This is a genomic window from Micromonospora echinaurantiaca (assembly GCF_900090235.1).
Lineage (GTDB): Bacteria > Actinomycetota > Actinomycetes > Mycobacteriales > Micromonosporaceae > Micromonospora > Micromonospora echinaurantiaca.
In genome coordinates this window covers 4,229,994-4,254,502 of the sequence record NZ_LT607750.1, presented here as the reverse complement: position 1 = coordinate 4,254,502, position 24,509 = coordinate 4,229,994, and the positions used below count along the sequence as shown (strand labels likewise).

At 75.2% G+C, this 24,509-nt stretch carries 23 protein-coding genes and 1 riboswitch; of the genes, 11 read left to right on the top strand and 12 right to left on the bottom strand.

The annotated features are described in order from the left end of the window. Window positions 1-91: 91 nt before the first annotated feature. Complete coding sequence (locus GA0070609_RS19130) at window positions 92-1,438, bottom strand: uracil-xanthine permease family protein (RefSeq protein WP_088995053.1); 1,347 nt, start codon at window positions 1,436-1,438, stop codon at window positions 92-94. A 244-nt stretch (window positions 1,439-1,682) separates the two neighbouring features. Here GA0070609_RS19130 and GA0070609_RS19125 point away from each other — a divergent pair, with 244 nt between their 5' ends. Then, window positions 1,683-2,201 (top strand): TrmH family RNA methyltransferase, encoded by a 519-nt coding sequence (locus tag GA0070609_RS19125; RefSeq protein ID WP_088995052.1) that lies wholly within the window; start codon window positions 1,683-1,685, stop codon window positions 2,199-2,201. Window positions 2,202-2,237: 36 nt separating this feature from the next. Here the strand turns inward: GA0070609_RS19125 and GA0070609_RS19120 are convergent, their stop codons facing one another. The 7 genes from GA0070609_RS19120 to pseB form a co-directional block, all read right to left on the bottom strand. Next, window positions 2,238-2,873, bottom strand: a complete 636-nt coding sequence (locus GA0070609_RS19120; RefSeq protein ID WP_088995051.1) for an alpha-ketoglutarate-dependent dioxygenase AlkB — start codon at window positions 2,871-2,873, stop codon at window positions 2,238-2,240. A 37-nt stretch (window positions 2,874-2,910) separates the two neighbouring features. Beyond that, a complete protein-coding gene (locus GA0070609_RS19115; RefSeq protein ID WP_088995050.1) occupies window positions 2,911-3,972 on the bottom strand; it encodes a PseG/SpsG family protein in 1,062 nt (353 codons plus the stop codon). Then, entirely contained in the window at window positions 3,969-4,691 is a 723-nt protein-coding gene (locus tag GA0070609_RS19110; RefSeq protein WP_269459299.1) for a glycosyltransferase family protein, read from the bottom strand. The genes GA0070609_RS19115 and GA0070609_RS19110 overlap by 4 nt, the downstream gene beginning before the upstream one ends. 152 nt (window positions 4,692-4,843) lie before the next feature. Continuing rightward, window positions 4,844-6,658, bottom strand: coding sequence for a class I SAM-dependent methyltransferase (locus tag GA0070609_RS19105; protein ID WP_408630604.1), 1,815 nt, complete (start codon window positions 6,656-6,658; stop codon window positions 4,844-4,846). After that, window positions 6,655-7,491 (bottom strand): hypothetical protein, encoded by an 837-nt coding sequence (locus GA0070609_RS19100; protein WP_088995049.1) that lies wholly within the window; start codon window positions 7,489-7,491, stop codon window positions 6,655-6,657. Before GA0070609_RS19100 ends, GA0070609_RS19105 begins: the two co-directional genes overlap by 4 nt. 10 nt (window positions 7,492-7,501) lie before the next feature. Then, window positions 7,502-8,650, bottom strand: a complete 1,149-nt coding sequence (locus tag GA0070609_RS19095) for a DegT/DnrJ/EryC1/StrS family aminotransferase (RefSeq protein ID WP_088997828.1) — start codon at window positions 8,648-8,650, stop codon at window positions 7,502-7,504. A 5-nt stretch (window positions 8,651-8,655) separates the two neighbouring features. Beyond that, window positions 8,656-9,639 carry a UDP-N-acetylglucosamine 4,6-dehydratase (inverting) gene (pseB, locus tag GA0070609_RS19090; RefSeq protein WP_088995048.1) on the bottom strand — a complete coding sequence of 328 codons (984 nt, stop codon included), beginning with the start codon at window positions 9,637-9,639 and terminating at the stop codon, window positions 8,656-8,658. Between the two features lie 367 nt (window positions 9,640-10,006). On the opposite strand from pseB, the gene GA0070609_RS19085 reads away from it, so the two are divergent. Beyond that, window positions 10,007-11,779, top strand: a complete 1,773-nt coding sequence (locus GA0070609_RS19085) for a hypothetical protein (RefSeq protein WP_088995047.1) — start codon at window positions 10,007-10,009, stop codon at window positions 11,777-11,779. Window positions 11,780-11,903: 124 nt separating this feature from the next. Here GA0070609_RS19085 and GA0070609_RS19080 read toward each other — a convergent pair whose 3' ends face one another. Then, window positions 11,904-12,413 (bottom strand): GNAT family N-acetyltransferase, encoded by a 510-nt coding sequence (locus tag GA0070609_RS19080; RefSeq protein ID WP_088995046.1) that lies wholly within the window; start codon window positions 12,411-12,413, stop codon window positions 11,904-11,906. A gap of 100 nt (window positions 12,414-12,513) precedes the next feature. Here GA0070609_RS19080 and GA0070609_RS19075 point away from each other — a divergent pair, with 100 nt between their 5' ends. Genes GA0070609_RS19075 through GA0070609_RS19060 form a run of 4 tightly spaced genes read left to right on the top strand, consistent with a single transcriptional unit; the run spans window position 12,514 to window position 15,400 of the window. Then, window positions 12,514-12,765, top strand: coding sequence for an acyl carrier protein (locus GA0070609_RS19075; RefSeq protein ID WP_088995045.1), 252 nt, complete (start codon window positions 12,514-12,516; stop codon window positions 12,763-12,765). Continuing rightward, entirely contained in the window at window positions 12,762-14,192 is a 1,431-nt protein-coding gene (locus GA0070609_RS19070; RefSeq protein WP_231928337.1) for an AMP-binding protein, read from the top strand. Before GA0070609_RS19075 ends, GA0070609_RS19070 begins: the two co-directional genes overlap by 4 nt. Continuing rightward, window positions 14,185-14,940, top strand: a complete 756-nt coding sequence (locus GA0070609_RS19065) for an SDR family NAD(P)-dependent oxidoreductase (protein ID WP_088995044.1) — start codon at window positions 14,185-14,187, stop codon at window positions 14,938-14,940. Before GA0070609_RS19070 ends, GA0070609_RS19065 begins: the two co-directional genes overlap by 8 nt. Continuing rightward, window positions 14,924-15,400 carry a hypothetical protein gene (locus GA0070609_RS19060; protein WP_231928336.1) on the top strand — a complete coding sequence of 159 codons (477 nt, stop codon included), beginning with the start codon at window positions 14,924-14,926 and terminating at the stop codon, window positions 15,398-15,400. Before GA0070609_RS19065 ends, GA0070609_RS19060 begins: the two co-directional genes overlap by 17 nt. Before the next feature lie 125 nt (window positions 15,401-15,525). Here GA0070609_RS19060 and pseI read toward each other — a convergent pair whose 3' ends face one another. From pseI to GA0070609_RS19045, 3 genes are all read right to left on the bottom strand, one after another. Further along, window positions 15,526-16,578 (bottom strand): pseudaminic acid synthase, encoded by a 1,053-nt coding sequence (gene pseI / locus GA0070609_RS19055; protein ID WP_088995043.1) that lies wholly within the window; start codon window positions 16,576-16,578, stop codon window positions 15,526-15,528. Window positions 16,579-16,708: 130 nt separating this feature from the next. Then, the gene (locus GA0070609_RS19050; protein ID WP_088995042.1) at window positions 16,709-17,830 is read right to left on the bottom strand and encodes a glycosyltransferase family 2 protein; all 1,122 of its coding nucleotides are present in this window, start codon (window positions 17,828-17,830) and stop codon (window positions 16,709-16,711) included. An 89-nt stretch (window positions 17,831-17,919) separates the two neighbouring features. Next, window positions 17,920-19,245: a polysaccharide pyruvyl transferase family protein gene (locus tag GA0070609_RS19045; protein WP_088995041.1), complete on the bottom strand. Its 1,326-nt coding sequence runs from the start codon at window positions 19,243-19,245 to the stop codon at window positions 17,920-17,922. Between the two features lie 318 nt (window positions 19,246-19,563). Here GA0070609_RS19045 and GA0070609_RS19040 point away from each other — a divergent pair, with 318 nt between their 5' ends. The 5 genes from GA0070609_RS19040 (at window position 19,564) to GA0070609_RS19020 (ending at window position 24,458) form a co-directional block, all read left to right on the top strand. Further along, window positions 19,564-20,775 carry an acyltransferase family protein gene (locus GA0070609_RS19040; protein WP_088995040.1) on the top strand — a complete coding sequence of 404 codons (1,212 nt, stop codon included), beginning with the start codon at window positions 19,564-19,566 and terminating at the stop codon, window positions 20,773-20,775. Between the two features lie 93 nt (window positions 20,776-20,868). Continuing rightward, complete coding sequence (locus tag GA0070609_RS19035; RefSeq protein WP_088995039.1) at window positions 20,869-21,216, top strand: hypothetical protein; 348 nt, start codon at window positions 20,869-20,871, stop codon at window positions 21,214-21,216. A 118-nt stretch (window positions 21,217-21,334) separates the two neighbouring features. After that, window positions 21,335-22,099, top strand: coding sequence for a hypothetical protein (locus GA0070609_RS19030; protein ID WP_172899367.1), 765 nt, complete (start codon window positions 21,335-21,337; stop codon window positions 22,097-22,099). A gap of 287 nt (window positions 22,100-22,386) precedes the next feature. Continuing rightward, window positions 22,387-22,528, top strand: a riboswitch (cyclic di-AMP (ydaO/yuaA leader). 237 nt (window positions 22,529-22,765) lie between these two features. After that, window positions 22,766-23,593: a C39 family peptidase gene (locus tag GA0070609_RS19025; protein ID WP_088995037.1), complete on the top strand. Its 828-nt coding sequence runs from the start codon at window positions 22,766-22,768 to the stop codon at window positions 23,591-23,593. 118 nt (window positions 23,594-23,711) lie between these two features. Next, window positions 23,712-24,458: an alpha/beta fold hydrolase gene (locus tag GA0070609_RS19020; RefSeq protein ID WP_088995036.1), complete on the top strand. Its 747-nt coding sequence runs from the start codon at window positions 23,712-23,714 to the stop codon at window positions 24,456-24,458. The last annotated feature ends 51 nt before the right edge of the window (window positions 24,459-24,509 follow it).

Sequence of the window (24,509 nt, the reverse complement as noted above, 5' to 3'; positions counted from 1 at the left end):
CCCCACCTTGTCGCGTTGATCATGAGGTTAGCGGTGCGAAATGCCGGATTCCCGCCGCCAACCTCATGATCAACGGGAGGGTCGGGGGCGGTTAGAGTTCGGGGGCGGGGGCGGGGCGGGTTTCGGGGGTGGTGCCGCGGAGGCGGGCGATCAGGCGCATGCCGTGGTAGCTGACCAGGGCGGCGGCGGTGCCGAGGGCGATGCCGTTGAACGACAGGTCGCCGGCGGTCAGCGTGTAGTTCGCCGCGCCGACGATCACCGCGACCGCCGCGGTCAGCAGGTTCACCGGGTCGTGGAAGTCCACCCGGTTCTCGATCCAGATCCGCGCGCCGAGGATGGCGATCAGGCCGTACAGCGCGGTGGTGGCGCCGCCCAGCACTCCGGCCGGCACGGTGAGGATCAGCGCGCCGAATTTCGGGCTCAGTCCGAGCAGCACCGCCGCCACCCCGGCCACCCAGTACGCGGCGGTCGAGTAGACCCGGGTCGCCGCCATCACGCCGATGTTTTCCGCGTACGTGGTGGTGCCGGAGCCGCCGCCGGAGCCGGCCAGCACGGTGGCCAGCCCGTCACCCAGGAACGCCCGGCCCATGTCCTTGTCCAGGTTGCGGCCGGTCATCGCGGCGACCGCCTTGACGTGGCCGGCGTTCTCCGCGATCAGCACCAGGATCACCGGGATCACCAGGACGACGGCGCGCAGGCTGAAGCTCGGCGCGTGGAAATCGGGCAGGCCGACCCAGGCGGCGTCGCGCAGCCCGTCGACCGCCTTCGGGTCGAGGTCGCCGAGGGCGGCCGCGAGCACCCAGCCGACCACCACACCGAGCAGGATGGACAGTCGGGCCAGGAAACCCCGGAAGGCCACCGTGGCGAGCAGGATCGCGACCAGGGTGACCACCGCGATCAGCGGCTGGGCCTTGACGCCGGTGCCGCTGCCGCCGCCGTCCCAGGCGACCGGGGCGAGGTTCAGGCCGATCAGCGCGACGATCGCGCCGGTGACCACGGGCGGCATCAGCGCGTCGATCCAGCGTGAGCCGGCCAGTTGCACCACCAGCCCGACCACGGCCAGCGCGGCGCCGGCCACCAGGATGCCGCCGAGCGCCGGCCCGATGTCCCCGCCGGCCTTGGCGGCGAGCACCGGCGCGATGAAGGCGAACGACGAGCCGAGGTACGAGGGCAGCCGGTTGCCGGTGATCAGCAGGAACAGCAGCGTGCCCAGCCCGGAGAAGAAGAGCGTGGTGGCCGGCGGGAAGCCGGTGATCAGCGGCACGGTGAAGGTGGCGCCGAACATCGCCACCACGTGCTGCACGCCGACGCCGAGGGTGCGTGGCCAGGAGAGTCGTTCGTCGGGGTGGACCACGTCGCCGGGGCGGATGGACCGCCCGTCGCCGTGCAGGGACCAGGGGGACCAGCGGGATCGCGGTTCGGTGGGGGACTGGGTCATGGAGCGCCCTTCGCGTCGGCAGTGGCGGCGGGGGCGTGAGGGACCCTGGGCGTTGATTCTGGCACGACCGCGGCGACACCCGGCAAGGGTGTCCGCCGTCCGGCGGCGGGCGCGCAACGGGGCGGGTCCGCCGGCGACGGCGGGGTCTACAATCGAGCGGCCTGTCACCGTCGATGGCTCGTGTGCGCCGCGAAGCACACCTTCCGATGCTCGATCTGCACCACGGCGGAGTCGCCGTAGCGGCGTGAGCGCCGCCATCCGGGTCCGGCCGCGCCGCGAGCTGCGGGCCGCCCGCCGTCCCCGTCCGCACCGCTGCTGGGGGCACCTGGTCGCCGCCCCGCTCTGGCCGATGCACGGCGCCAACCTGGGCACCCTGTTGCGCACCTGTGACGCCGTCGGCGCCTGCCTGGCGGTGCCGCCGTTCCGCTGGGTGGACGAGGCGATCGCCCGGGGCAACACGCTGCGCCGGCCGGGCTGCGTGCACCGGGTCGGCAGCCCGCTGCGCTGGCTGGCCGCCGAGCGGGCCGCCGGCAGCCGGATCCTCGGGGTGGAGCTGGCCGACGAGGCGATCCGCCTCGGCGACCTGCCCGCCGCGCGCGGCCGTACCGTCGTGGTGCTGGGCCACGAGGCCACCGGCATCCCGCCGGAGGCGCTCGATGCCCTGGACGCGGCGGTGGAGATCCCGATGGTCGGCGGCGGGCAGTGTCTGAACGTCGCGGTCGCCGGCTCCCTGGTGCTCTACAAGCTGGCCGGCCTGCTCTGAGCGGAGCCGGCCTGCTGGTGAGCGGAGCCGGCGGGCTCAGGCGACGCCGGCGGGGCGGAACTGCACACTGACCCGGGGGCCGACCGGCCGGGCGGTCTTCGGGATGGCGTGTTCCCAGGTGCGCTGGCAGGAGCCACCCATCACGATGAGGTCGCCGTGCCCGAGCGGGAACCGCAGGCTGCCGCCGCCGCCGCGCGGGCGGAGCAGCAGCGGCCGGGGCGAGCCGAACGACACGATGGCGACCATCGTGTCGCTGTGCGCCGACCGGCCCAGCGTGTCGCCGTGCCAGGCCACGCTGTCGCGGCCGCTGCGGTAGAGGCACATGCCGGCCGTGACGAACGGCTCGCCCAGCTCCGGCGCGTAGTGCCGGGTCAGCGTCTCGCGCGCCTCGGTGAGCACCGGGTGGGGCAGCTCCCGGCCGCCCGCGTACCAGCAGAGCAGGCGGGGCACGTCCACCTCGGCGTCGTACATGGTGCGCCGCTCGGCCCGCCACGGCACGTCCCGCAGCAGCGTCTCGAGCACCTGGTCGGAGCCGCGCACCCAGCCGGGCAGGTGGTCGACCCAGACGCCCCGGCTGAGCACGTGCCGGCGCAGCTCGCCGGCGAGCGGCCCGAGCGCCGGCCCGGCGTCGGTGAGGTCGAGCATCGACGGCTGGTAGGCGGCCTGCGTCATGTCCGCACCCTACCAGCCTCTTCGTACAGGCGTACGACTACCGAGGGGTGGCCGGGGCGGCGGCGACCGCGGCGAGCACCGCGTCGGCGACCCGGGCGCGGCCGCGCCCGTCGACGGCGGCCCAGGCCCGGGCGGAGAGCGCGGCGCGGTGCGCCGGCGAGGTGAGCAGCCCGCGCAGGATCCGGGCCGCCGCGGTGCGGGCCGCGCGGCCGGCCACCCCGGGGCCGGTCAGCGCCGGCAGCTCGCCGAGGCCGGCGGCGAGCCGGTGGGCCACCACCCGGCGGTACGACTCGCGCTGGTTGTCCACGACGCACACCAGCGCGGCCGGCGCGCCCAGGCAGCACAGCTCCCAGGTGGAGGTGCCGGCGGCGCTGACCACCAGGTCGGCCGCGCCGATCAGGGCGGGCAGCTCGTCGGTGGGCGGCACCGGGTGCAGCGCCTGCCCGCGTCCCGGCGTCACCGCCGCGAGGTCCGCCGCCACCTCGGGGCGACCGACCACGACGGTGAGGTCCATCGGATGCCCGGTGGCGACGAGCACCCGGGTCAGCACCGGGGCGGCGCCGACCGCGTCGGTGCCGCCGAAGAAGGCCAGCACCCGGGCCCGGCCCACCGCCGTGGCCGGCCGGGGCGTCGCCGGCCGCGCGGCCAGCACCGAGTCCCGCAGCAGGGCGTACGCGCTGCCGGCGAGCAGCCGCCCGGCCGGCGCGCTGGTCGACGCGCCGAAGTTCTGGTCGAGGTAGAGGTCGGCGTCCTGCCCCCGGGTGTCGCCGTCGACGACGGCCACGGTCAGCACGCCCGCCGCGCGCAGCGCGCCCGTCCCGGCCGGGTCCAGCTCGTAGGAGTCGAGCACCATCACGTCCAGCCGGTGCCGGCGCGCGGCGGCGACCAGGTCGGCGGGCGTCTCCGGGCCGGGACGCAGCGGGATGCCCCGGGCGGCGAGCTGGGCGGCCGCCCAGCCGACCCGCTCGACCGACCCGAACAGCTCCACGGTGGCGCCCCGGGCCAGGAACTCCTCGCCGAGCGCCAGGCAGCGCACCAGGTGACCGACGCCGCGGCTCGGCCCGGCGTCGCAGCGCAACCCGACTCGTAGCGTGCTCAGGACTCCTCCAGCCGCTTCTGCCGCACTGCGGCGTTGAGCACGCGCAGCGCCGGCTGCCCGTCGAGCCAGTCGGCGAGCTTCGCCAGCGGCACGCTGACGTCACCGAAATGGTCGATCACCGCCCGCACCAGCCGCCAGTCCTGCTCGGTGTCGAGGGTGAGCCGCAGCCCCGAGCGATCCGGTGTGAGGGTCACCCCGAGCACCCGGAACAGCTCCGGGTGGGTGTACGCGTAGGAGGTGACGTGCACGCGGTGGTGGCCGGTGGCGAGCCGGTCCAGGGCGTCCAGCGCGCCGGCCCGGATGATCTCGACGTCCAGCCCGCGGGGGAGCGTACGGGCGATCGCGGTGCTGGCGTAGTCCAGCCCGGGCACCGCCCGGTAGACCCCGGCCACCAGCGCGACGATCTCCGGGTCGAGCAGCGGGCAGTCGGCGGTGAACCGCATGACCGCGTCCGCCGGGTGCGCCCGGAGCGCGCCGACGAACCGGGTCAGCACGTCGTCGACCGGCCCCCGGTGCCAGGGCACGCCGAGCCGGTCGCACTCGGCGACCACGGCGTCGTCGGCCGGGTCGGTGCTGGTGGCAACCACCAGGTCGGCGAGGACGCCGCTGTCCGTGGCGGCCCGGACCACGCGGCCGAGCACGCTGCGCCCGGCGAGCGGCCGGAGCACCTTGCCGGGCAGCCGGGAGGAGCCCATCCGGGCCTGCACGACGCCGACGATCCGCGGCCCCGCCCCGGCCCGCGCCGCGTCGGCCTGCGCCGCCGCCCCGGCCCGCGCCGCCGCTGCGTGCGGGGGTGCCGTGCCGGCCCGGGCTGCCGAGCCGCCGGCCGGCGCCCCCGTGGCGGCTGGCGGTGATGTCCGCTCCGGGCCGGTCACTGCTGCTCCTCCCGCCGGGTGCCCAGCGCCGCGCGGGCCCGGCGTTTCGCGGCCCGGGCGCCCCGCTTGGCCAACCGGGCCGGGGTGATGGCCAGCCGGCCCACCCGGTAGCTGAGCGAGCCGCTGAGCAGCTGGATCGTCGCGTCGGCCCGGCGTAGCGCCCGCTCCCGTGAGGTGAGCAGCTCCTCGGTCCACTTCAGCAGCGCGCCGAGCCGGGTCAGCTCCTCGCGCTGGCGCAGCCACGCCTCGCGAAGCTGCTGGTAGCTGCGCGGCCCCGGCGGCGGGTCGGTGGGCTCGACGGCACGCAGTTCGCCGGCGAGGGCCACCCGCCGGTCGGTGTCCAGCCCGTGCAACGCGGCGGTGACCGCCGCCTCCGTCTCCACCGCCGCGTCGACGGTAGCCCGGCTCAGGTCGTGCCCGGCCAGCCCACCGAGCACGATGGTCAGCCCCGGCACGTCCAGGGTGGACGGCCACGGGTGGGCGTACCCGCCGGTGAGCAGCTCGGCGGCGAACCGCCACAGGGCCCGGGCCAGCACCACCTGGCCGGGCAGCGGCTCGGCGGCCCGCCAGCTCGGGTCGAGCACGGCGTACCGGTCGCCAGCGACCACGACGTTGTCCACCCCGGCCAACGCCACCGCGCCGGCGAGCCGACCGTCGGGTCCGGCCTGGCCGGCGAGCCAGGTCGCGTACCCGCGCAGCAGCCGGCGCAGCCCGTCCAGGTCACGGCGCAGGCAGCCGTCGAGCAGCAGGGTACGCAGCAGGCGGCCGTCCGGAACCGGCCCGGTCAGCGCCGCCGGGTCCCGGTACGCGGCCTCCCGGGTGGCGTACGGCGCCGCCGGCCCACCGCGCTCGGTCGGCCGGTCGGCCCGCCAGCGCCATCCCTCGGGCGCGTCCACCACCTCGACCACGCCCACCCCGGGCGGGCCGGTCTGCACCAGCGCCACCGGCAGGCCGGCCCGGTCCCCGGCGGCCGGCCGCTCGGGGCCGGTGGCCTTGCGGGCGAGCACCAGCCAGCCCGGCGCCAGGTCGGTGGCCCGGCCGGCGTGCAGCGCGTCGACCGCCAGCCGGGCCGGATCCCGCAGCACCTCGCGGCCGGCGAAACCGCCGGCGCAGGCGCCGTGCAGCATCGCGTCGAACAGTCCCGAGTCGGTGCGCCGGGCCAGCGCGGCGGCGTCCACCAGCGCAGTGGCCGCGTCCGGGCGCGGGTACGCGGCGAAGCAGGCGTCGGCGTGCAGCCCGGCCCCGGCCAGCCGCTCGCGGAGCCGGTCGAGGTTGGCCGGGTACGCGGCGTCGAGCACCCCGTCCACCGTCCAGGCGGAGTCCTCCCGGGCGGCGTACCAGGGGGCGGCGGCGACCAGCCGGTGCAGGCCGAGCGGGTTGTCCAGCCGCAGCAGCAGGTCGCCCCCGGGGCGCAGCGCGGCCACCAGGCGCGCCAGCACCCCGGTCCAGCCCAGCCGGTCGCCCTCGACCGACTCCACCGCGTCCAGCCCGGCCGCCGCGACGATGACGTCGTACCGGCCGTCGTCGGGCAGCCCGGCCGGCCCGCCCACCACCACCCGGGCCGCCCGGTCGGCCAGCGCCACCCCGTCCGGATAACCGCGCAGCAGGCAGGTCACCTCGGCGTGGGCCAGCCGGTCCAGCAGCGCGGGGTCGTGCGGGCCGGCGAGCAGCACCCGGGCCCCGGCGGGCACCACCCGGGCGGCCAGCGCGGCCAGCGGACCGCCGGCGGCGAGGCGGACCGCCGGCAGGTCGGACCAGGCCAGCATCTCCCCGCCGGGCAGCGCGACCGGGGGTGCGGTCTCGATGGTCAACTCGTCTCCTCCTGCGGGTGCGCCCAGCCGAGCAGTTCGCGCAGCGCGGCCGGCGGCAAGCGGTGGTCGGTGCCCAGTTCGGCGCGGGCGATCTCGACGGCGGTCGGCAGGTGCACCGACGCGCCGTGCAGCTCCGGCCACTGGCGGCGGATCCGGGCGGTCCCGCCGAAGGTGGGATCCTCGTCGGCCAGCACCATCGGGTCGCCGTAGACCGCCGGTTCGCAGCCGGCCGCGATGCCGTAGAAGATGGCGCTGGTCAGCCGGTTCGACGCCACCCGGCGGTGCCGGCGCAGCTCGGTGAGCTGCTTGTCCAGGAAGAGCGGGTCGGTGTCGCGCCACCAGTGGCCGCGGTAGCCGTGGCAGATGACCCGGAAGCCGGCGTTCTCGTACAGCCGCCGTACCCGCCGCATCCGGTGCTCGTGCCAGTACAGGCAGACGGTGACCGGGCCGGGTTCGGTGGCCCGGATCAGCGCGATGAGTTCCCGGTGGTCGCCCTTGACGTGCTGGCCCTCCCAGCCGTGGAACGGGTACCAGATCGTCCCCTCCCGCTCCTGCTCCGGCGGGTCCTCCGGCCGCAGCGCCAGCAGGTACGCGAACGGTGCCCCGATCACGGTGACGTTGCGCCGCCCCACCGACCAGGCCCGGCGCCGGGTCTGCTCGGACCAGAGCAGGCTCGGGGTGCGCTCGGCGTACGGGTGGCCGGGGGCGAGGCCGTCGCCGATGTTCCAGCCGTGCTGGACGTACCCGTTGATCCGCGGTGGGTGCCCGTCGGCCAGGCCGGCGTAGCGGGCCAGCACGTGGGCGTGGCCGTAGAAATGGTTGGCGTGGTGCATCGGTCGTCCCTCAGGCGGCGGTCCGCGCCGGGACGCCGCGCAGGGCCGCGTCCAGCGCGTCGATGACCCGGTCCTGGTCGCTGTCGGTGAGGTCGGGGAAGAGCGGCAGGGACAGCTGCTCGGCGTAGAACGACTCGGCCACCGGGCAGGAACCGCGCCGGTAGCCGAGGTCGGCGAAGACCGGGTGCCAGTGCACCGGGATGTAGTTGACCTGCACGCCGATGCCGGCGGCGCGCATCCGCTCGTACACCTCGCGGCGGCGACCGTCGAGCACCCGGATCGGGTAGAGGTGCCAGGCCGGCCGGGCCCACGGCCGCCGGCCGGGGGTACGCACCCCGGGCAGCTCGGCCAGCGCCGCGTCGTAGCGGGCGACCAGCCGGGCCCGGCGGGCGAGGAACGCGTCGAGCCGGCGCAGCTGGCTGCGGCCGAGCGCGCAGAGCACGTCCGGCAACCGGTGGTTCAGCCCGAACTCGTGCACCTCCTGGTGCCAGCCGCCCTCGTCCGGCCAGCGCTGCTCGGCGCGCTCGCGGACCAGTCCGATGTTGCGGAACCGGCGGGCCCGCTTGAGCAGTTCCGGGTTGGTGCTGGCGACCGCGCCGCCCTCGGCGGTGGTCAGGTTCTTGGTGGGGAAGAAGGAGAAGGTGGTCAGGTCGGCCAGCGATCCGACCGGCCGGTCCCGGTAGCTGGCCCCGATCGAGTGCGCGGCGTCGGCCAGCAGCAGCGCGTCCGAGCCGGCCAGCGCGGCGCGCAGCGCGTCGTAGTCGGCGGGGTGACCGGCGTAGTCGACCGCGGACACCACCCGGGTGCGCGCCGTCGTCGCGGCCGCCACCGCGGCCGGGTCGAGGGTGTACGTCTCCTCCTCGACGTCCGCGAACACGATCTTCGCGCCGAGCAGAGCGGCGCTGCTGGCGGTCGCCACGAAGGTCATCGGCGGCACCACCACCTCGTCGCCGGGGCCGACGCCGGCCGCCGCGTAGGCGACGTGCAGCGCCGCGGTGCCGTTGGCCACGGCGGCGCAGCCGGCGCCGCCGGTCCACGTCGCCAGGTCGGTCTCTAACGCCTCGACCTGCGGGCCGGTGGTCAGCCAGTCGCTGCGCAGGGCGGCGACCACCGCGGCGACGTCGTCGTCGGTGATCGACTGCCGGCCGTACGGGAGCATCCCGGTCACGCCGCGACGCCGAGCATGGCGCGCAGCTGTGCCACGCTGAGCCACTCGTCGTTGCCGTCCGACTGGTACGCGAACCCGTCCGGCACCGGCTCGCAGTCGACCGGCGGCTGGTAGCCCCAGGTCGCGATGGTCGGCTGCACGATGAACCGGTCCCTGGCGCGCAGCGTCCGCCGGCTGTCGTCCGGCGCGATCATCTCCTCGTGCAGCTTCTCGCCCGGCCGGATGCCGATCTCGTGCGTGGTGGCGTCCGGGGCGACCGCCTCGACCAGGTCGAGGATCCGCATGCTGGGGATCCGCGGCACGAACAGCTCGCCGCCCTGCATCTGGTCGAACGAGTCCAGGACGAACCGGACCGCCTGGTCGAGGGTGATCCAGAAGCGGGTCATCCGCTTGTCGGTGATCGGCAGGCTCTTGCCCTCGGCGGCCAGCCGGCGGAACAGCGGCACCACCGAGCCGCGGCTGCCCACCACGTTGCCGTAGCGGACCACCGCGAACCGGGTGGGGTGGTGCGCGGCGTAGTGGTTGGCGGAGACGAAGAGCTTGTCGCCGACCAGCTTGGTGGCCCCGTACAGGTTGATCGGGCTGGACGCCTTGTCGGTGGAGAGCGCGATGACCTTCTTGACGCCGGCCTCGATCGCGGCGTCCACCACGTGCTGCGAGCCGGTGATGTTGGTGGCGATGAACTCCGACGGGTTGTACTCGGCGGTGTCCACCTGCTTCAGGGCGGCGGCGTGCACCACGTGGTCCACCCCGTGCATCGCCCGGGTCAGCCGGTGTCGGTCCCGCACGTCGCCGATGAACCAGCGCAGCCGCGGGTCGTCACCGAGTTGCTGGCGCAGCTCGTACTGTTTGAGCTCGTCGCGGGAGAAGACCACCACCCGGGCCGGGTCGGCCTCGGCCAGGACGTGCCGGAGGAAGGTCCGGCCGAAGGATCCCGTGCCTCCGGTGACCAGAATGGACGAACCATTCAACTCGCTCACAGTGGTGTGCTCCCGTGTCCGTGGATGATCCGGCGGCTCCCCTCGGGCGGCCGACCGGATCGGAACGCTAGACCCGGCGGGTTAACGCACCGACGCCCGCGGATGAACCGCTCGGGCTGCCGTCGTGAATGCCGGACAGCGGGCAGGCGAACACTTCCGCCCAGCTCAGCGGCGGGCTGACCGGGGCTGGTGCGGCCGTTACAGTGGCGGCGCGCGGGGCGATGCGACGGCCGTACCGGCCGGGTCGCACGCGCCTTCCACGCCGCTGTGCCGGGTCGCCCGGTGCTCGCGGCCCCCATCCACACGTCGTCCGGCGGGACCGCCGTGGGCACCACGCGGCCGTCGGCGAACAGAGCAGGAGGCGGCGATGGCGACCGGCAGCGAGCTGACCCGGCGGCCCGCGCCCGCCGCGGGGTCGACCGCGGACCGTACGCCGGCCGCGGCCGGTGCGGTCGCGGGCGGAGCGTCAGCCGGCCGGCGCTGGGTGGTGCCGGTGCTGCTGGTCGTCGGATGGCTGCTCGGCGTCGGCTGGCGGATGTGGCTCGCCCGGCACATCGAGCTGCCGATCGCGCACACCGACGAGGACAGCTACCTCAACACCGCCCGCGCGCTGGCCGGCGGTCCCGGCGGGTTCAGCAGCGAGAACGGGCCGCTGCGTCGGGTCGGCTACCCGATGCTGATCAGCCCGGCGTTCCTCGGCGACCGCGACTTCACCGCCAGCTACCGGCTGGTGCAGCTGGTCAACGCGCTGGTCAACGCCACCCTCCTCCCGCTGTCGTACCTGCTGGGCCGGCGGCTGCTCGGGCTGCGCCGGCGGTACGCCCTGGCCGCTGCCGCTGCCGCGGCCACCCTGCCGGCGGCGGCCTTCTACGCCGGCGTCGCGATGATCGACGCGGTGCTGGCTCCGCTGCTGGTCGCCTGGCTGCTCGCCGTGCACCACTGGGTACGCCGGCCCGGCCCGCTCGCCGCCGCCACCGTGGGGGCGCTGGCCGGCGCGTTCCACCTGCTGCACTCGCGCGGGCTGGTCATCGTGGCCGTGCACGCCGGGTTGGTCCTGCTGCTGCTGGCCCGCCGCCGGATCTGGCCCGGCGCGGTGCTGGCCGCGGTGCTGCCGGTGCTGGCCCTGGCGCTGGTCAACGAGGCCGGCATCCGGTTGCTCGGCGACCGGGTCTACCTGCTCGGCGACCCGCCCGGCGGCGGCACGCTCCGGGCGGTCGCCTCCGGCCACGGGCTGCTGCGGCTCGGCGCCGCGATCGGCACCCAGCTGTGGTACCTGGTGGTGATCACGTTCGGGCTGGCCGGGGTGGCCTGGGCCGCCGCCGTACGGGAACTGCGCCGCCCGGGCCGCGACGACGCGTACCGGTGGACCCTGGGCGTCGCGCTGGTCACCACCGTCGGGGTGGCCGGCGGCGCGTCGGTGATCCTGGCCGGCATCACCGGCAAGCCGCTCGACGCGATCTACGGCCGGTACGTGCAGATGCTCGCCCCGTTCTGGCTGCTGGTCGGGGTGGGCGTGCTGCTCGCCGCCGGGCGCCGGGCGGCGGCGCGCCGGGCCGCCGTCGCGGTGGGCCTGCTGGTGGTGGGCGCCGCGCTGATCGCCGCCCGGCTGGCGTACGTGGACAGTCGGGGCCACTCCCTGCGCTACGGCGGGTTCAGCGCCCCGGACCTGATGGCGCTCACCGGCGGCTGGCGGGAACTGCGCCCGGTCGCCGGGGCGCTGGTGGGCGTGGCCGGCTGTCTGCTGCTGGTCACGGCGCTGCGGGCGCCCCGGCTGCGGGTGCCGGTGCTGGTCGCGCTCGTCGTGGTCAATGTCGGCACCATGCAGGTGATCACGCAGCGGCTGGTCCGGCCGATGGTGGCGGCGACCGAACCGACCCCCCGGGTGGCCGACCTCGGCGTGCGCCCGGGGGAGCGGGTCTACGCCTCCGTCGGGGTGCACTACATCCTGCGGTTCAACCTCAGTCACCAGGTCACCTGGACCGACGTGCGGTGGTTCGACGACCGGCCGCCGGCGGCCGCCGACGTCGTCCTCGCCCGCTGGGCACCGGGCCAGCCGGACGACTGGGACGGCGCCCGCCACGGGTTCGTCCGGCTCGGCGGCAACCCGGCGCAGCACTGGGCCGCCTGGCGGCGCGGCTGACCCCGGTCCGGTTGCGTTCCGGCAATTTCCGGCGCTACTTCTCCGGCCGGGTTAACGGCGGATGGCGGGCCGGGAGCCGGGTGGTGAAAACGGAGCGCATAATTGTCGTGCGGCGGCTGGAATGTCAGCGGCGACGGCGGTCCGCCCGGTCCAGGGCGATCGGGATGACGGTGATTTCCCGGCCGTCGGAAAACTCGTCGCGGGGGGTGCCCTCGACGAACCGGAACCGGCGGTTCATCTGCCGCACCACGGTGTTGTGGGCGAGCACCTCGCCGTCGAGCCGGTCCAGCCCGAGTTCGTCGAAGGCGTGGTCGACCGCCTCCCGCATGATCTCCAACCAGGCCGGCAGCGTCTCACCGCGCTCCGCCAGCCCTTCAGCGTCCAGGTAGAAGCCCCAGGAAGCGGTCCTGGGGCCGGTCAGGCGCAGGTCGAAGAAGGTCACCACGCCGCACGGCCGGCCGTCGCGGACGTACACCAGCACCCGCCGCGACTCATCGGCCCGCACCCCCGACCACCACCGGGCGTGCTCGGCCGGGGTGATCTCGTGGCTGTTCCGGCTGACCTGCCGGTTGATTTCCTGATTACGCCAGGACAACATCAGGTTAACGTCGTCCCCGGTCGCTTCGCGCAGCACGTGACTCTCGCTTTCCGCACCATTGTTCGGGTCGCGTCGCACCCTACCGGCAACCCCCGGTAAATCAGATATCCATTCTTCGGGCGGTACACTCCGGCGCATGGAAGAATTGAGTCGCGCGCAGATTCGCGACCTCATGGCGCAGGTGTTGCGGAACCAGGGCCGGGCGCTGCCCGACGACGACGCCGCGCAGCTGCGGGAGATCGGCTTCCGGTCGCTGGACTTCTCCGAACTGGCCCTGCGGGTGGAGGACGAGACGGGCGAGGAGCTGAACTTCGACGCGCCCGGCCTGCGCCGCATCGCCACCGTCGGCGACGTGCTCGACTTCCTCGTCGAGCTGCAGCGGCAGTGACCGTCTCCGCCGCCCGCCCGCCCGCGACCGGAGAGCCGGCGGGCGCCGACAACCGGCTGGTCGTCGGTGGCGTCGCGATCGACTGGCGGGCGCTGCCCGAGCTGGCCCTGCCCGACCCGGCCGCGGTGCTCGCCCGGTCGGCCCGGGCCGCCCTCGCCGCGGCCCGCCACCACGCGGTGTACGGCACCGAGCTGCTGCTCGGCACGCCCGGCCGGGTCGACCAGGCGATGCGGGCCGAGCTGCGCGCCGCCGGCTTCACCGTCACCACCCTCGGCGACAACGGCACCCGGCCCGACGACGGCGCCGGGTTCGATGGTGGCGCCCGGATCGGCGAGGGCGCCCGGACCGACGGCGGCGTCCCGACCGACGACGGCGCCCGGGCCGACCGGGGCCCGGCCGGCGGGGGCGCCCCGGGCGACGGGGGTGGTCAGGACGGCGGCGACGCCGGGGTCCGGGCCGCCGGCGACGGCTCCGGCCGGTCGCGCCCGCCCGAGCCGGGGCGGCTCTGGCTGTTGACCTCCGGGTCCACCGGCCGGCCCAAGCGGGTCGGGCACACCCTCGACTCGCTGACCACCGTCCGCGGCCCCCAGCCGGAGCGCACCTGGCTCTGCCCGTACGCGCCGGGCAGCTACGCCTGGTGGCAGGTGGTGACGCTGTCCCTGACCCAGCCCGGGCAGCACCTGGTGGTGGTCGAGCCGGACGAGCTGGACGAGTGGCCGGTGCTCGCCGCGGCGCACGGCGTCGACGCGGTGTCCGGCACCCCGACCTTCTGGCGGCGCACCCTGTACCGGGACGCCGCCGCGCTGGCCCGGGTGCCGCTGCGCCAGCTCACCCTCGGCGGGGAGCCGGTCGACCAGGCGATCCTGGACCAGCTGCGGGAGCTGTTCCCGGCTGCCCGGATCTCCTGGATCTACGCCTCGTCGGAGGTCGGCGCCTCGATCGTGGTGCACGACGGCCGGGCCGGCTTCCCGGTCGACTGGCTGGACCGGGACGTCCCCGGCCGGCCCACCCTCTCCGTACGTGGCGACGAGCTGGTGATCACCTCGCCGTACCACGGGGTCGGGCTGGCCGGCCCGGTCCGCACCGGCGACCGGGTGCGGGTGGCGGACGGCCGGGTGCTGATCACCGGGCGGCTCGACTCCGACGAGATCAACGTCGGGGGCAGCAAGGTGTCGGCCGGCCTGGTCCGCGACGTGCTCACCGCGCACCCGGGGCTGGCGTGGGCCCGGGTCACCGGTCGCCGGGCGCCGCTGCTCGGCCGGATGGTGGTCGCCGAGGTGGTCCCGGCGCCGGACGCCCCCGAGCCGCCCGACGAGGCCGCCCTGGTCCGCTGGTGCGCGGACCGACTGCCCGACCACGCCGTGCCCCGCCGGATCCGGGTGCTGACCGAGATCCCCGTCAAGGAGACCCTGAAGAGCGATGTCTGAGCACGCCGACCCCCAACCCGTCCCGCCCGCCTCGGTGGTGCTCGTCTCGGGCGGCTCCCGCGGACTGGGCCTGGCCATCGTCACCGACCTGGTCGAGCGGGGGGTACGGGTGGCCGCCTTCGCCCGTACCGTCACCCCGGAGCTGGCGAAGCTCGCCGCCGAGCACTCGGACCGGACGCACGTCGACGCGGTGGACGTCACCGACCACGCCGCCACGAGTGCCTTCCTGCGGGCGGCGGAGCAGCGACTCGGCCCGGTCGACGGCCTGGTGAACAACGCGGCGGTGGGGCAGGACTCGCTGCACGCCCACACCGCCGCCGAGGACATCGGCCGGATCGTCGAGACCAACCTGACCGCACCGTTGCGGCTCACCCGGCTGGTGGTCCGCCGGCTGCTGGCCCGGGGGCGGCGCGGGCGGATCGTCAACGTCACCTCGATCTGCGCGCAGCGCGGCTTCCCCGGCCTGGTCGCGTACTCGGCCACCAAGGGCGGGATGGACGCCGCCACCCGGTCGCTGGCCCGGGAACTCGGCGGCCGGATGCTGGTCAACGCGGTCGCCCCGGGTTTCTTCGCCTCGGAGATGTCCGCCGTGCTCGGGCCCACCCAGCTCGACCAGATCGTGCGCCGTACCCCGACCGGTCACCTCACCGAGCCGGCGGAGGTGGTGCCGGTGGTGCGGATGCTGCTCCGCGAGCAGACCAACATCAACGGCCAGGTCATCGTGGTCGACGGTGCCGCGTCCGTCTGAGCCGGCCGGGGTCGTCCGGCCCGCGCCGCCCGCGCCGGTGACTCGGTTGGCGTCGGCGGCCGGGCCGCGCCCGGTGCCGGCGCTGCTCGGCGCCGCTGACCGGCACCTGCGGGTCGGTACCCCCGCCGAGCTGGCCACGGCGGTCACCCGTAGCCACCTCGACGACGGCCGGTGCGTCGGCTGGTACGGCCCGACCGCCGGCTGGCGGGTGGCCGTCGACGCGGAGCGGGTCGCGGCGGCCGTCCCGCCGGCGCTGGCTGGCCGCTTCGGCACGGCCGACTTCTGGGCCCGGTGGACCCGCGCGGAGTGCCTCTGCAAGCTCGCCGACGTGCCGATGGCCGCCTGGTGGCGCCGGCACGGCCTGGTCGTCCCGCCGGGTACCGGTGCGCTCTGGCGCACCCTGCGCCTGGGCGACCTGGTGGTCACCGTCGCCTTCGCCCCGCCACCGACCGCCGGCTGAACCGGCGCTTACCTTGATGAACGCGCCGGGTTTCGACCACCGGCGCGGGAACTGTCGAGCTGCCCCAGCCGGCGCGTGGCGCCGTGCCGGGGCAGCGGGACCGGGTGGCCGGGTGGCCGGGTGGGTCAGATCAGGTCCCAGCTCAGCGGAGTGCCGCGCGGGACGTCGACGGTGAAGGTGCGGCCGAGCACCCGGTCGATCTCCACCGGCGGCAGGCCGCCCGCGGGCCGGATGGAGCGGACGTTGGCCGCCGTCACCGGGTCGCCGGCGCGGACGTCCTCGACCACGAAGAGCGAGCGGCGGAAGCGCAGCCCCTCCCGCTCGGCCGGGGTCGGGCCGATCGCGGTGCCGCCGAGGGCGGCGTACGCCCGCTCGGACTCGACCACCAGGGCCGCCAGCTCGCCCGGGTCGAGCGAGAAGTCCGCGTCGACCCCGCCGTCGGCCCGGTCGAGGGTCACGTGCTTCTCGATGAAGCAGGCGCCCAGCGCCACCGAGGCCACCGCCACGCCGATCCCCGGGGTGTGGTCGGAGAGCCCGACCGGCGCGCCGAACGCGTCCGCCAGCACCGGCAGCCGGCGCAGGTTGCTGTCGGCGGGCGGCGCCGGGTAGGACGCGGTGCAGGCCAGCAGCACGATGCCGGCGGCGCCGCCATCCCGGGCGGTGCGCACGGCGGCGTCGATCTCCGCGACGGTGGCCATCCCGGTGGAGATGACCAGGGGCTTGCCGGTGCTCGCGACCAGCTGGATCAGCGGCAGGTCCACCAGCTCCGACGACGCGATCTTGTACGCCGGGGCGTCCAGCTCCTCCAGCAGCCGCACGGCGGAGGCGTCGAACGGCGAGGAGAAGACGGTCAGCCCGTGCCGCCGGGCCCGCGCGAAGATCGGCTCGTGCCACTCGTACGGGGTGTGCGCCCGCTCGTAGAGCCGGTAGAGGTTCTCCCCGCCCCACAGCTCGTGCTCGCCGGAGATGCGGAAGTCGGGCGTGTCGACGTCGATGGTGATGGTGTCCGGCCGGTACGTCTGGAGCTTGAGCGCGTGCGCCCCGCTGGCCGCGACCGCGTCCACGATGGCCAGCGCCCGATCCAGGTCACCGTTGTGGTTCCCGGACATCTCGGCGACCACGAAGGGTCGCTCCCCGGCCCCGACCACGTGCGGTCCGATCTTCACTGTCGTCGTCATGCCGACCTCTGTCCGTCCGTCCGCACCGGGTGCGGTCCTGGCGTCGCCGGCCGCTGCTCGCGCGGCCGACCTGGAAACGCGGACGCCGGGTGCCGCCCGGCTCCCGACGGGCCGCCGGGCGCGGCGCCCCTCACGGCTGCCCGCGCCCGATCAGCGCCTCCGCCCGCGCGGTCTCCGGCGCCGTCGGGTCGGCCGCGGCGGCCGGGTCAGGCCGCGCGGGCTCGGGAGCGCGGCGCAGCCGGCCGGTCAGCCGGTGGGCCCGGCGCAGCGCCGCGTACGCGAGGTAGTTGTTCCGGCCCACCAGCCGGTGCTTGAGCCCGGCCACCCCGCCCGGCCGGGGGTAGCCAGCGGCGGGCAGGTAGCGGCGGTAGTGCTCGGCGACCCGGCGGAAGAAGGCGCGCCGCAGGTGCGGGTGCAGCCGGTCGTCGTTGCCGGCCACCACCAGGTAGTGGTTGACCATCAGCTGGAACAGCTCGGCGTGCAGTCGCTCGTCCGGGTGGCGCCGGCGCACCCAGTCCAGCAGCCGCTCGTACTGGTCGAACGCGTCGAAGTGCCGGCCGCTGCGGGTGGAGGTGATCGCGCCGAGCCGGCCCTGCCGGTACAGGTAGCAGACCCGGTCCAGCACCGAGATCTTCTCCGCGCCGATCAGCAGCGGGTGGCTGAACGGGATGTCCTCGTACCAGCCGGGGTGGAAGCGCAGCTCCAGATCGGTCAGGAAGTCCCGGCGGACCACCTTGTTCCACGCGGTGTGCTGCACCCGCAGCAGCCGCGGCTGGTCGGCCAGGCGCACCACGCCCGGTATGCCGCGCAGCAGGTGGCTGCTCGCGTCGACCTCCCGCCGGCCGTTCTCGTGCACCCGCAGGTGGTCCAGCATCAGCACGTCGGGCTGGTGCGCCCGCAACCGGTCCAGCACCGCCGGGATCGTCCCCGGCGGCAGCCAGTCGTCGCTGTCGACGAACCAGACGTACCGGCCGGTGGCCACGTCGAGCCCGGCGTTGCGGGCGAGCCCCAGCCCGACGTTGCTGGTCAGGTGCACGGTACGGACGCCGGCGCGGCCGGCGGCGTACGAACGCAGCATCTCCCCGCAACGGTCCGGCGAGGCGTCGTCCACGGCGACGATCTCCACCGTGCCCGCCTCGCCGGCCGGGATGTCGGCCCGGACCGACTCGAGGCACTGGTACAGATACGCCTCGACGCCGTACACCGGGACGACGATGCTCAGCAGCGGCGGTTGCGTCGGCTCAGTGACCACGCCGCCACCCTCGACCCCGAGGGTGGCCGGCGCCGGAACCTCACGTGGCCGGCGGAGGTGGAGTCATCGAACGTCCGCCGAGCGGCGGGTTAACGGTTCAGGATGCGCCGCACCGGGCCGCCGACCGCCCGCCGGACCCGGGCCCGCAACTGCTGCTCCCGCAGCGTCTCCACCTCCTGCTGGAGCCCGGCGTTGCGGTCGCGCAGCCACTGCACCCGGGCCAGCAGGGCGTCCCGGTCGGTGGCGGCGGCCGGCCGCACGGCGGGCGGGAAGGTGGTCGCCCGCACCTCGGCGTCGAAGCGGGCGGCGCTGTCGCCGTCGGCGAACGAGTTGCCCAGGTCGTGCTTGGCCAGGAAGGACAGCATGGTCTCGTACCGCGCCTTGTGGCCGTCGTTCAGCGCCGTGTAGTCGGCCTCGTCGTAGAGCTGCGCGGCGTCGACGTCGGCCGGCACGTCCTTCATCACCCGGTGCGGGATGTCGAAGTAGCGGGCGAGTTCCAGGGTGCGCGAGTCGTGCGCGAACAGGTAGCCGGGGGTGCCGGAGACCAGCGCGGTGATGGTGCCGTGGATCCGGGTGCCGAAGGCGAACTCGAACCCGGAGAGGTAGTCCATCCAGGTCCACGGGTCGAGGAACATCCGCACCTTGTCCTCGACGAACAGCGGGTGCGAGGTGTGGATCGGGATCGCCGCGGTCTTGCCCCGGTCCTCCGGCGCGTCGCCGTAGAGCAGGGTGCCCAGGGTCTTCAGGTCCTGCGGCAGGTAGCGCAGGTTGGGGTAACGCTCGTGGTGCGCGGCGATGATCTTCGCCATCGACTTGACGTACGGGGAGATGGTCAGCGCCACCCGGTCGTCCCGGTCGAGGGCGGCCTTCTTCTTCTCCACCCGCAGGCTGTCGCCGTGCAGGAACATCGACGGACAGCCGATCACGTCGACCGCGGAGAAGCCCAGGGTGCGCAGGTAGCCCTCGGTGATCTCGCCCCGTACGCCGATGCTGTGCGACCGGTCGAGCACCGCCCGGACGAACCGGGTGACCACGTCGTCGATCGGCCGCAGGTACTCCCGGTCGCCGTTGACGTCGGTCTGCACGCCGACGCCGAGCACCACCACCGGGATCTTCAGCCGCTCGATGAACTTGGTCATCGTGACGAGCCGGTGCGCGTAGCTGCGCCGGAAGGCGTTCGCGAGCGGGATGACGAACACGTCGTACCGCTCGTTGACCAGGTCGGCCTCGCGCAGGTCGATCTTGAACTGGTTCGAGGTGATCTCGGTGCTGCGGGTCTTGAGCAGCTTGTGGGCGGCGTGGCTGAAGACGAGGTTGCCGTTGTTCTCGCCGATCCAGTTGCCCTCGAACGCCTCCTCCGCGGAGTAGACGTCGAACGGGCCCTTCTTGGCCCGCATCAGGATCCGCTGGTGCATCTCGCCGCTCCGCCTCTCGTCCGCCCTCGGGAGCGTTCCGGGCGCACACCGCGTCACCGCTCGACTCCGGCCGGCCACCAAGGCCGGGCGGCTCGCACCTGAGGGTTCGGGGAATATTAGGCCACCGGCCGCCCTGTGCACAGACGCCCGTCACCGCCGTGCCCCGGCCCGGTCAGCCGGTCGGCGCCGCCGGGTAGGGTGCCCGGGCGGGACTCCGCCCCGGGCGCCACCTGCGGCGCTCCGGCCGCGGGTCGCCCGCGCCGCCGCCGAGAAGGAGACGTACGTGCTGGTCACCTCGCCGACGGCCGGGAGTGGGGCATGACGGCCGCCGCCCCCGCCGCGCCGTCCGCAAGCCGGCTGCCGTCGCTGACCGGGCTGCGCTGGATCGCCGCGCTGCTGGTCTTCGGTTTCCACGCCGGCACGATGCGGATCATCGCCGAGCCCGACCACCAGGCCGTGGTGAACTGGTTCTTCACCCTGGGTCTGTCCGGCGTGCAGTTCTTCTTCATCCTGAGCGGGTTCGTGCTGGTCTGGTCGGCCCGGCCGGGCGACTCCCGGCGGGCCTTCTGGCGGCGCCGGTTCGCCAAGATCTACCCCAACCACCTGTTGCTCTGGGCGCTGGTGCTGCTGGTGGGGCTCTGGTTCGCCGACCCGGTCAACGTCGGCGCCGCGCTGGAGAACCTCTTCCTTCTGCAGGCCTGGGACCCTCGACCCGGCCACTTCTACAGCGTCAACACGGTCAGCTGGTCGCTGTCCTGCGAGTTCTTCTTCTACTTCTGCCTGCCGCTGGTGCTGCCGCTGGTGCGCCGGGCCCGGCCGTGGGCACTGTGGGCGGTGGTGGTCGGGGTGCCGCTGCTCATCCTCGCGCTCTGGCCCGGTCAGGCCCTGGTGCCCGAGGCCGACCGCTGGTGGTTCACCCAGGTCTTCCCGCCGGTGCGGTCGCTCGAGTTCTGGATGGGAGTGGCCGCGGCCGAGCTGATGCGTCGTGGCCGTTGGCGGGGGCCGGGCCTGCCGCTGGCCAGCCTGATCTTCGCGGTCACCTGGGTGGTCGCCGCTCAGTGGGTCCGGGCCGAGCTGTGGGCGGCGCTGCTCTCGGTGGCGTACATCCTGGTCATCACCGCGGCGGCGGACGCCGACGTGCGGGGCCGGCGCTCACCGTGGCGGTCCCGGCCGATGGTCTGGCTCGGTGAGGTCTCGTTCGCCTTCTACCTGGTGCACGTCTTCGTGATGATCACCGTGCTCCGGCTCACCGGGGACTGGGGGACCGGCTTCACCGGCTGGTGGGGAGTGGCCGTGGTGCTCGGCTTCCTGCTGCTGAACCTGGGTCTGGCCGCGTTGCTGCATCGGTACGTCGAGACGCCGATGATGCGCCGGCTGGCTCCGCGCCGTCCGAAGCGGACGATCGGCGGCCCGGCGGCGGTCGCGGCGCCGGACCCGCTGCCGGCCCCGGCCGGCCCGACGGTCGCGCAGGTTGCCGTGCCGGGTCCGCGCACGCTCGACCGGCCATCGGCGTACGTCGACTCGCGCTGAGCCGTCCACCCTGGTCGGCGCCCTCGGCGCGGCGAAGCCGCGACACGCCCGGCGGCGGTGCGGGGGACCGGACCGGACGGTAGCGTTGTCGTCGTGCTTCCGGTCGCGCTCGCCTGTCCGCTGTGGTGGGTGGCGCGCTGGGCCGCGCGGCTGACGGCCGGCCTCGCCGTCGCCGTCGCGATCGCCCTCGGCACACCCGGCGCGGTTGCCGCCCCGGCCGAGCCGGAGCCGGCGGCGTGCTCCGCCGCGTCCGTGCACGCCGACGCGCGCGCCGGGTCCGCGTCGACGGCCGTCGGCGCCGAGCAGCGCGCCGAGCCGGCTGGTCCGGTCACCGAGCCGACACCGGTCGATGCCTCGCCAGCACCGCGCCACGACGCCGCGCCGGCGCCGGCCGGGTCGGTCCCGGCCGTCCGGGCCCCGCGCGCCCCGCCGCGCGTCTGATCCGCCGCGGCGGCTGACGCCCCCGCCCGCGATCCCCGGTTCCGCACCCGTCCGGCCTCGGCGTGTCCCCACGACGCCCGGACGCGGCTCCCGCTTCCGCATCCGCTTCCCCCGTGAGGTGCCGACCTTGGAGACCGTCCTCTACCACCAGTTTCTGATCGACGTGCCGCGCGCCGCGGCCATCTGGTCCGGCCTGCTCGTGCTGGCGCTGACCGTGCTCACCGTGCTGGTCGCCCGCCCCGAGCGCGCCACCGACGAGGAGCCCGCCCCGGCGGCCGCCGAGCCGGCCGAACCCGACCTCGCCGACCTGCGCCGGTACGCCGAGGAGGTGGCCGTCGCCGCGACCCGGGCGGCGCAGACCGCCCGGCGGCGGCGCGCCGACTGGCTCGCCGCGCAGGCGGAGGTGGAGCGCGCCTGGCAGGCGTACGACGAGGCGGAGACCGCCGCTCGCCGGTTCGTCGGGGCCGCTGCCCTGCCCGCCCCGCGCACCCCGCGCACGCCGGCCGAGTACGCCGCCCGGGAGCGGTGGCTGCACCACGCGGCGATGGCCGCCCATTGGCGGGGGGAGCTGTCGGCTCGGCAGTTGTCCGACGTGTTCTGCCACCGGGCTGGCTGGGACCCGCGGCGGCACCCGGTGCAGCAGGAGATCGTGCTCGCCCGGGCGGTACGCGAGCAGCGCCGGGCCGGCTACCGGCTGGCCGCCGAGCGGGAGCGGTCGGCGTGGCGGGACGCCGAGCTGGCCGCCGAGGCGGCCCGAGCCCTGGCCGCCGAGGCGTACGCCGCCGCGGCCCGGCTCCGGCCGGGCCGGCCGGAGCCGGGCCGCGTGTCGGTGCCGGCCCGTCCGGTCGCCCCGGCCCGCTGGCGTCCCGCTCGGGTTGGTTGATCGGGAAATATTCCGGTGACGCCGGTCACAGCCGGCGAGAAATCGGTCATTCGGCACGGACGGGTCGAGGCGGGTCGACAATTCCTGGACCGCACCGCACCATTGTCCGGTTGTCGCCCGGTAACGGCGTCGGAGAGGCCTGTCCCATCGAGTCACGCCAGTGCGTAACTGACCGCAAAATTGTCGGGCGGAGACAGGTTTACGCAGGTGGACAGGGGTTGGCAGGCTTCTGACCGACCAGTAATGTCGGCCCGTCTGGTGCGGTTACCGATCGCAAGAGGCGACGCCGCGCCGACCCGCCTAATCGTGATCATACGAACCGGGGAACCAATGCTCCTTTGGGGTGAATCTGCGGGCTGCGGCCCGTGGTAGGGCGTACTTCCCGCCCGAATCCGTCAGCTAACCCGGTCGGCGGCGTCGGAAGGAGTTCCATCCTCGTGCAGCACGATCCCACCCTTCGGTTGTCCCCCCGCCTCCACGGCCCCGCGGTGTCCGTACCGCTCGCCCCGATCGCGAGCTGACCGACCGGCAACCGCCCCGCCCGACATCCGGGCGTCTTCCTGAGCGGCCCACCCACCCGCGGACCAGGGGTCCGCGTGGTCGAGCCGGCCTGCCCGCCGGCACCGCCCGTGCGCCGCTCGCCCCCCGAGTCCCCGTGGAGGAACCGTGAAGCACCACCTGAAGCGCCAGTTGCGGCGCATCGCCACCGAACGCCCCTACCAGGTGGCCGCCGCCTCCGCCGCGGCCCTGGTCCTCGCCTCCGGCGCCGGCGCGCTCGCCGCCGGCACCGAGGAGGCCCCGACCTCGGCGCCGGCCCAGGCCACGGTGGCCGAACTGCGTGACGCGCCAGCCGCCGCCTCGCGTGGCGAGGCCCGGCTGGGCACCGCCCCGTCCGGCGCCGCGCCGTCCAGCGCCGCCCCCTCGGCCGCCGCCTCGTCGGCCGCGCCGAACCCGGACCTGACCCGCAAGGCGGCGCCGAAGCCGCCGTCGCGCAAGATCCTCAACTACGACTACCAGGCCCAGACGACCTTCTACAACTGCGGCCCGGCCGCCGTGCGGAACGCGCTCAGCGCCGCCGGCATCGACCGTACCCAGGACGCCCTCGGCGCCCAGCTGGGCACCACCGAGATGGGCACCAACTCCGCCAACGACACCACCCGCGTGCTCAACGCCATGGTGAAGGGCGACCCGTACCGGACCCGGATGATCTCCGGCGGGGCGGCCACCCCGGCCCAGATGGACCAGCTCCAGGCCGACGTGGTCCGGGCCATCACCGACAAGCGGGGTGTCGTGGTGAACGTCGCCGGCAGCGCGACCGACACCAACGGCGGCTGGCACTCCTTCCCCGGTGGGCACTACATCGCGGTGGTGGGCTACGACGACGACGGCCGGCTGGTGAAGATCGCCGACTCGGCGAACCCGGCGACCGCCTCGTACTGGATGACCACCATCGACCTGGCGAACTGGGCGGCTACCCGCGGCTACTCCGCCTGATCCGCACCTCCGCGCCACTGCCGTCGGGCGCCGGCTCCCCATCCGGGGGGCCGGCGCCCGACGTGTAGCGGCGGCCGGCTCTCGCCCCGGCCGTCCGACCGGTGGCACACTGCGCCCTATGGTCGACGAATCGGGTACCCGGGACGGCCGGCGGCCGCTCCTGCTGCTGCTGCACGGCATGGGCGCCACCGGCGAGGTGTGGCTGCCCTGGGCGCCGCTGCTGGAGCGCCGGTGGGCCGGCCGGTGGCTGGCCCCGGACCTGGCCGGGCACGGCTGGTCCCCGCCGCTGCCGCGGTACTCCTTCGCCGGGCTGGCCGGGCAGGTCGCCGGCGGGCTCAAGCCGGGTGACCGGCTGGTCGTGCTGGGGCACTCCCTCGGCGGCGTGGTGGGGCTGGCGCTGGCCGCGCGTACCGCCGGGCTGACGGTGGACGCGGTGGTCGGGCTCGGCATCAAGGCCGTCTGGTCACCGGCCGAACTGGACCGGGCCGCGGAGCTGGCCGCCCGCCCGGTCACCTGGTTCGCGACCCGCGACGAGGCGGCCCGCCGCTACCTGAAGGTGGCCGGGCTGACCGGACTGTTCGCCCCCGAGCATCCGGCCGTGGAGGCCGGACTGCGGCAGGTCGACGGCCGCTGGCGGCTGGCGATGGACCCGGCCGCGTTCGCGGTGGGGGAGCCGCGCCTGCCGGCCCTGCTGGCGGCGACCGACGCGCCGGTGGTGCTGGCCCGGGGCGAGCGCGACCCGATGGTCTCCGACGAGCAGCTCAAGGAGTTCGGCGTGCCGGTGGTGACGCTGCCCGGACTCGGGCACAACGCGCACGTGGAGGACCCGGAGGCGGTGCTCGCCCTGGTCGACCCGTACCGCTGATCCCCGCCGCTGCGGTTCCCGGCGGGATGAGGGTGTTGTGCCGCCATGCCC